The sequence below is a fragment of the Phyllobacterium sp. genome (genome assembly GCF_037994405.1).
Lineage (GTDB): Bacteria > Pseudomonadota > Alphaproteobacteria > Rhizobiales > Rhizobiaceae > Phyllobacterium.
Genome location: NZ_JBBNAN010000274.1, coordinates 1 through 6701 on the forward strand (window position 1 = coordinate 1; position 6701 = coordinate 6701).

Below are 6701 nucleotides of genomic sequence, written 5' to 3' on the forward strand. Positions count from 1 at the left end.
TGCGAGGCCGAGGCTAGAAATGGCAATGTCTTTGTGGCCCGGGATCAAGCCTGGCGGTTCCGCAATGGCCATGAAGGTTTCTCCGCACTCGCCATGGGTACGCAGGATGCCAAGGCAGACCACAATGCTTTCGTACAAGCCGGCATATCTGCTGGCAATATCCTGAATTTCTCGCGGCCTTTCAGAACACCCGACGGCAAGGAAGACACTGCCGGCTTCCGCCTGGCTTTCGCGGCCGATCTGCGTGCGCCGGATGCATTCTTCTTCACGTGCGAGCGGGTCAATACCCCAAAAGTCGATCGCACGGCACTTCAGGCACACGCAAATGGTGCTGTTATGCTGCGCGAGGTCGTGCTGTCGGAAGTCAACCCGACAGACTTCCAGTACCCTTTGCAGGAAGTCATCAATCAGCGGGACGTCAATGCGCATTCATTTGGCATGGATTTACGCAGCGCGAATGCCAAAGTCACGGTATTGACGGCGCAGGGATTGCGCTCATTCTATGGGATCGACGCCGATGAAACAGAGCGCGGTTTGCGCCTGCAGGCTTTCGTGCTTGCCGTGCGTGATCTCGCTGCCGTTGAATCTCTTCTCACCAAGAACAATATTCCGTTCGAAAAGCGTGGCTCCCGCCTGATTGTGCACAAGGCACCAGGGCAGGGCGCTGCCATCGCATTTGAGGCCCTCTGATGTCCCTGAACTCCATCGTTTCCGCAGGTAATGTCGCATTTTCCAACAGGGGACAATTGTCGCTGATTGCCGGACCATGCCAGATGGAAAGCCGTCAGCACGCTTTCGATATGGCGGGTGCATTGAAGGAATTGACCGCGAAACTCGGAATTGGCCTCGTCTACAAATCCAGTTTCGACAAAGCGAACCGCACGTCGCTAACAGGAAAGCGCGGGTTTGGTCTCGAGAACTCGCTGCCGGTTTTCGCCGATATTCGCAAGGAACTCGGTCTCCCAACGCTGACCGACGTGCATACGGAAGAGCAGTGCGCCATTCTTGGTGAAGTGGTCGATGTGCTGCAAATCCCGGCCTTTCTTTGCCGCCAGACTGATCTTTTGATTGCCGCTGCCAAGACTGGCAAGGTTGTCAACATCAAGAAGGGGCAGTTTCTCGCCCCGTGGGACATGAAGAATGTCGTGGCCAAGGTCACTGAAAGCGGCAATCCGAATGTGATGGTTACCGAGCGCGGTGCGTCCTTCGGCTATAATACGCTCGTATCCGATATGCGTTCGTTGCCGATTATGGCGAGCCTTGGCGCACCGGTGATCTTCGACGCAACCCATTCTGTTCAACAGCCGGGCGGGCAGGGCGGCTCCACAGGCGGTCAGCGTGAATTCGTGGAAACGCTGGCACGCGCAGCCGTTGCTGTTGGTGTGGCCGGTGTATTCATCGAAACCCACCAGGATCCGGATAATGCGCCGTCAGACGGTCCGAATATGGTACCGATCGACCAGATGCCGCGTCTGCTTGAAAAGCTCCTCGAGTTCGACAGGATTGCTAAGGCAGCTTGAGTTGGATCAGATGCAAGGCGGTCTCTGACGGCTTTTTTCTGTTTTGACCCACAATTCGTCTTTGTGGGGATTTTCCTTGTCATCTTCATTCGCTATTCAGTGGCCAGCCCAACGCTGCACAATGCTAATTGAAAGGGAAATGCCCCATGACTGCAATTGTCGATATTATTGGCCGTGAAATTCTGGATAGTCGTGGGAATCCGACTGTTGAGGTCGATGTCATTCTCGAAGACGGGTCCAAGGGCCGTGCAGCGGTGCCCTCTGGTGCCTCGACAGGCGCGCACGAAGCAGTTGAACTTCGCGATGGTGGCCCACGTTACCTCGGCAAGGGCGTCCAGAAGGCCGTCGATGCGGTCAACGGCGAATTGTTCGATGCCATTGGCGGTCTGGAGGCAGAAAACCAGATCCATATCGATCAGACGATGATCGATCTCGATAGCACGCCTAACAAAAGCCGTCTTGGTGCCAATGCCATCCTCGGCGTTTCACTCGCTGTTGCAAAAGCCGCCGCTGAGGCTTCCGGTTTGCCGCTCTACCGCTACCTTGGCGGTCCAAGCGCTCATGTGCTGCCAGTGCCGATGATGAACATCATCAATGGCGGCGCACATGCTGACAATCCGATTGATTTCCAGGAATTCATGATCCTGCCGGTTGGCGCATCCTCGGTCGCCGAAGCGGTCCGGTATGGTTCCGAAGTTTTCCATACTCTGAAGAAGCGCCTGAAGGATGCCGGCCACAATACCAACGTTGGCGATGAGGGTGGTTTCGCGCCAAATCTGAAAACGGCGCAGGCTGCATTGGACTTTATCGTCGAGTCGATCGAAAACGCGGGCTTCAAGCCCGGCGAAGAAATCGCCATCGGCCTCGATTGTGCATCGACCGAATTCTTCAAGGACGGGAACTACGTCTATGAGGGCGAGAAGAAATCCCGCGATCCGAAGACCCAGGCAAAGTACCTGGCCAAGCTCGTCGGCGATTATCCGATCATCACGATCGAAGACGGCATGGCTGAAGACGACTGGGACGGCTGGAAATATCTGACAGAACTCGTCGGCAACAAGTGCCAGCTCGTGGGCGATGACCTGTTTGTCACCAACTCGGCGCGTCTGCGCGATGGTATCAAGATGGGTGTTGCGAATTCCATCCTGGTCAAGGTCAATCAGATCGGCACGCTCTCCGAAACATTCGATGCCGTCGATACAGCGCATCGTGCCGCCTATACCGCCGTGATGTCACACCGGTCGGGTGAAACGGAAGATTCAACGATTGCCGATCTCGCCGTTGCGACCAATTGCGGGCAGATCAAGACTGGCTCGCTGGCCCGCTCCGACCGGGTTGCCAAATACAACCAGCTCATCCGCATCGAGGAAGAGCTCGGACCGCAGGCCCGTTATGCCGGCCGCGGGATTTTCCGCAACGCTTGATTGTCAAGCGGATTAGCAAGCATTGCGATGGCGGGCCCGGTGTCCGCCATTTTGCTTTGTCGGAAAGCGGCGGTAATCCCCTGTTAAGCAAAACATAGTCTTATTGGCTGGTGTCAAATCAGGCCATGGTGACCTGATTCCGCAACGTTCCGGGTTATCTCCAATGTGGACAAAACAAAGACGAAAAACCAAGCGCGGCCGGTTGATAGTTCCGCTGATGGCAACCCTGTTCTTTGCCTATTTCGGCTTCCACGCCTATCATGGCGAGTATGGCCTCTATTCAACCATCAAGTTGCAGGAGCAGACCAAGCTGCTTGAAGCCCAACTGGAAGCTGTCACAGCATCACGCACGGAGCTTGAACGGCAGGTACAACTTATGCATGATGGTACGATTGAGAAGGACATGCTGGACGAACAGGCTCGTAAAGCATTGAATGTTTCGCGTCCGGACGAAGTCACTATAATGCGTGGCTCCGGCGATCTTGCTATTAACTGAATTCCGGTTAATCGGCTTTTTCCTCTGTATTTTGAATATCTTATTTGCATAGCACTTATTCGATTCTGCATATTGTAAGTTCCGCCCCTGCTGCTATTCTCGTGCCACCAAGTCACAGGGAGTGAGATATGGCCACGAGGGCGAAAAAAAGCCCTGCGCGTTCCGCGCAGACCTCTGCTGCTAAAGCACCAAAACCAATCCAGTTCACCAAGGAACAAGAGCTCGAAGCATACCGGCAAATGCTGCTGATCCGCCGTTTTGAAGAAAAGGCCGGTCAGCTTTACGGTATGGGCTTCATCGGTGGCTTCTGTCATCTCTACATCGGGCAGGAAGCGGTTGTCACCGGTATGCAGATGTCGCTGAAGGAAGGCGATCAGGTCATCACCGGTTACCGCGATCACGGTCACATGCTGGCCTGCGGCATGAGCCCGCGCGGTGTCATGGCCGAGCTGACCGGGCGTCGCGGCGGCCTTTCCAAGGGCAAGGGCGGCTCGATGCATATGTTCTCCAAGGAGAAGCATTTCTACGGTGGCCACGGAATTGTCGGTGCTCAGGTCTCGCTTGGAACAGGTCTCGCTTTCGCGAACCGCTACCGCGACAATGGCAATGTTTCGCTGGCTTATTTCGGCGACGGCGCTGCCAACCAGGGCCAGGTCTACGAAAGTTTCAACATGGCTTCCCTTTGGAAGCTGCCTGTCATCTACATCATCGAAAACAACCGTTATGCCATGGGTACCGCAGTTTCCCGGGCTTCGGCTGAGACTGATTTCTCCAAGCGCGGCATTTCCTTCAATATCCCTGGCATTCAGGTCGATGGCATGGATGTGCGTGCGGTCAACGCCGCAGGTGAAGAGGCCGCAGCCTGGGCGCGCTCAGGCAAGGGCCCTATGATCCTTGAAATGCAGACTTACCGGTACCGCGGCCATTCCATGTCCGATCCGGCGAAATACCGTTCCAAGGACGAAGTGCAGAAGATGCGCTCCGAACATGATCCCATTGAGCAGGTGAAGAACCGGTTGATCGAAAAGGGCTGGTCCACTGAGGACGACCTGAAGAAGATCGACAAGGACGTACGCGACATCGTGGCTGACGCTGCCGATTTCGCCCAGTCCGATCCAGAGCCGGATGCATCCGAGCTTTACACCGACATTCTGCTCTAAGGGAGGCGTAACATGCCTGTAGATATTCTGATGCCAGCGCTCTCGCCGACTATGGAAGAGGGCAAACTGTCCAAATGGCTGAAAAAGGAAGGCGACAAGGTCACTTCCGGCGATGTGCTCGCGGAAATCGAAACCGATAAGGCGACGATGGAAGTTGAAGCAGTCGATGAAGGTACGATCGGCAAGATCCTCGTTGCTGAAGGCACCGATGGCGTGAAGGTAAACTCTGTCATTGCTGTTCTGCTCGGCGAAGGCGAAAGCGCCGATTCTTTCAGCGCGCCGAAAGCTGCTGCCGAAGCTCCTGCCAAGCCGCAGGAAGTTGCCGCCGAAGCGCCCGCAGCTTTGGTTCCTGCAGCACCAAAGTCCGAAGTCGCGGCCGATCCCGATATTCCGGCTGGAACCGAGATGGTTTCGACGACCGTCCGCGAAGCGCTGCGCGATGCTATGGCGGAAGAAATGCGGCGTGACCCCAATGTCTTCATAATGGGTGAAGAAGTCGCCGAATATCAGGGCGCTTACAAGATCACGCAGGGGCTGCTTGACGAATTCGGCCCGCGCCGCGTCGTCGATACGCCGATTACCGAGCACGGCTTTGCAGGCGTTGGTGTTGGTGCTGCGATGACGGGCCTGCGCCCGATCGTCGAATTCATGACCTTCAACTTCGCCATGCAGGCGATTGACCAGATCATAAATTCTGCCGCCAAGACGCTCTATATGTCGGGCGGTCAGATGGGTGCGCCGATGGTATTTCGTGGCCCGAGCGGTGCAGCTGCTCGCGTCGCGGCGCAGCACTCCCAGTGCTATGCCGCCTGGTACAGCCACATTCCTGGCCTGAAGGTTGTGATGCCATACACCGCCGCCGACGCGAAGGGCTTGCTGAAAGCTGCCATCCGCGATCCAAATCCGGTGATTTTTCTCGAAAACGAAATCCTCTATGGCCACTCTTTCGATGTACCGAAGCTTGATGACTTTGTGCTGCCAATCGGCAAGGCGCGTATTCACAAGACCGGCACGGATGTTACGCTCGTTTCCTTCGGCATCGGCATGAACTACGCGGTCAAGGCCGCCGATGAACTCTCCAAGCTCGGCATCGATGCGGAAATCATCGATCTGCGCACGATCCGCCCGATGGATATTCCGACCGTCATTGAATCGGTGAAGAAGACCGGGCGCTGCGTGACGATCGAGGAAGGCTATCCGCAATCCTCCGTGGGTACGGAAATCGCTACGCGCGTCATGCAGCAGGCATTCGATTATCTCGACGCACCAGTGCTGACGATTGCGGGTAAGGATGTACCGATGCCTTACGCGGCGAACCTTGAAAAGCTCGCCCTGCCGAACGTCAAGGAAATTATCGATGCCGTCAAAGCTGTGACTTACACAGCATAAGGGAGGAAACCGATATGCCGATTAATATCACCATGCCGGCGCTTTCTCCTACGATGGAAGAGGGCAATCTTGCCAAGTGGCTCGTCAAGGAAGGCGACAAGGTTGGTCCCGGCGATGTGATCGCTGAGATCGAAACCGACAAGGCAACGATGGAAGTCGAAGCTGTCGATGAAGGTACCGTCGCCAAGATTGTGGTTCCTGCGGGTACTGAAGGCGTCAAGGTCAATGCATTGATTGCCATTCTGGCCGGCGAAGGCGAGGATGCATCTGCTGCTGCCAAGGGTGGTGCCGACGCGGCTCGAGCCAAAGCAGAAGCGCCGAAGGAAGCAATGAAGGCCGATGCCGCTCCCGCAGCGCCAAAGCCGGAGGCCCCAAAGGCGGAAGCTGCGCCAGCACCAGCAACCTCTGCTGCTCCCGCCAAGACGGGTGATCGTCCATTTTCTTCCCCGCTCGCACGTCGTATTGCCAAGGACGCCGGCATTGATCTTAGCGCCGTGGCGGGTTCCGGCCCGCATGGCCGCGTGATCAAGAAAGACGTGGAGGCCGCAATTGCCGGTGGCGGCGCGAAAACCGCTCCCACTGCTTCACCAGCGACAGCTCCAGCTGCCGCGCCGAAGCCCATGTCAGACGATGCCGTCCTGAAGCTGTTCGAGGAAGGTTCCTACGACCTCGTACCGCATGACGGCATGCGCAAGACGATCGCCAAGCGCCT

The 6701-nt window shown here is 56.4% G+C and carries 7 protein-coding genes; all 7 read left to right on the forward strand.

From position 1 onward, the window contains the following. On the forward strand, positions 1–690 hold a 690-nt coding region (locus AAAC48_RS15075), incomplete at its 5' end, for a VOC family protein (RefSeq protein WP_340654952.1). Further along, positions 687–1520 carry a 3-deoxy-8-phosphooctulonate synthase gene (kdsA, locus tag AAAC48_RS15080; RefSeq protein WP_340654957.1) on the forward strand — a complete coding sequence of 278 codons (834 nt, stop codon included), beginning with the start codon at positions 687–689 and terminating at the stop codon, positions 1518–1520. The genes AAAC48_RS15075 and kdsA, both read left to right, overlap by 4 nt. 146 nt (positions 1521–1666) lie before the next feature. Continuing rightward, a complete protein-coding gene (gene eno, locus AAAC48_RS15085) occupies positions 1667–2944 on the forward strand; it encodes a phosphopyruvate hydratase (protein WP_340654953.1) in 1278 nt (425 codons plus the stop codon). Between the two features lie 163 nt (positions 2945–3107). After that, a complete protein-coding gene (locus AAAC48_RS15090; RefSeq protein ID WP_340654958.1) occupies positions 3108–3440 on the forward strand; it encodes a septum formation initiator family protein in 333 nt (110 codons plus the stop codon). Between the two features lie 128 nt (positions 3441–3568). Continuing rightward, positions 3569–4600 (forward strand): pyruvate dehydrogenase (acetyl-transferring) E1 component subunit alpha, encoded by a 1032-nt coding sequence (gene pdhA / locus AAAC48_RS15095; RefSeq protein ID WP_340654954.1) that lies wholly within the window; start codon positions 3569–3571, stop codon positions 4598–4600. 12 nt (positions 4601–4612) lie between these two features. Continuing rightward, positions 4613–5989 carry a pyruvate dehydrogenase complex E1 component subunit beta gene (locus tag AAAC48_RS15100; RefSeq protein ID WP_340654955.1) on the forward strand — a complete coding sequence of 459 codons (1377 nt, stop codon included), beginning with the start codon at positions 4613–4615 and terminating at the stop codon, positions 5987–5989. A 14-nt stretch (positions 5990–6003) separates the two neighbouring features. Continuing rightward, positions 6004–6701, forward strand: a 698-nt coding sequence (locus tag AAAC48_RS15105) for a biotin/lipoyl-containing protein (RefSeq protein WP_340654956.1), incomplete at its 3' end; no start/stop codon positions are given.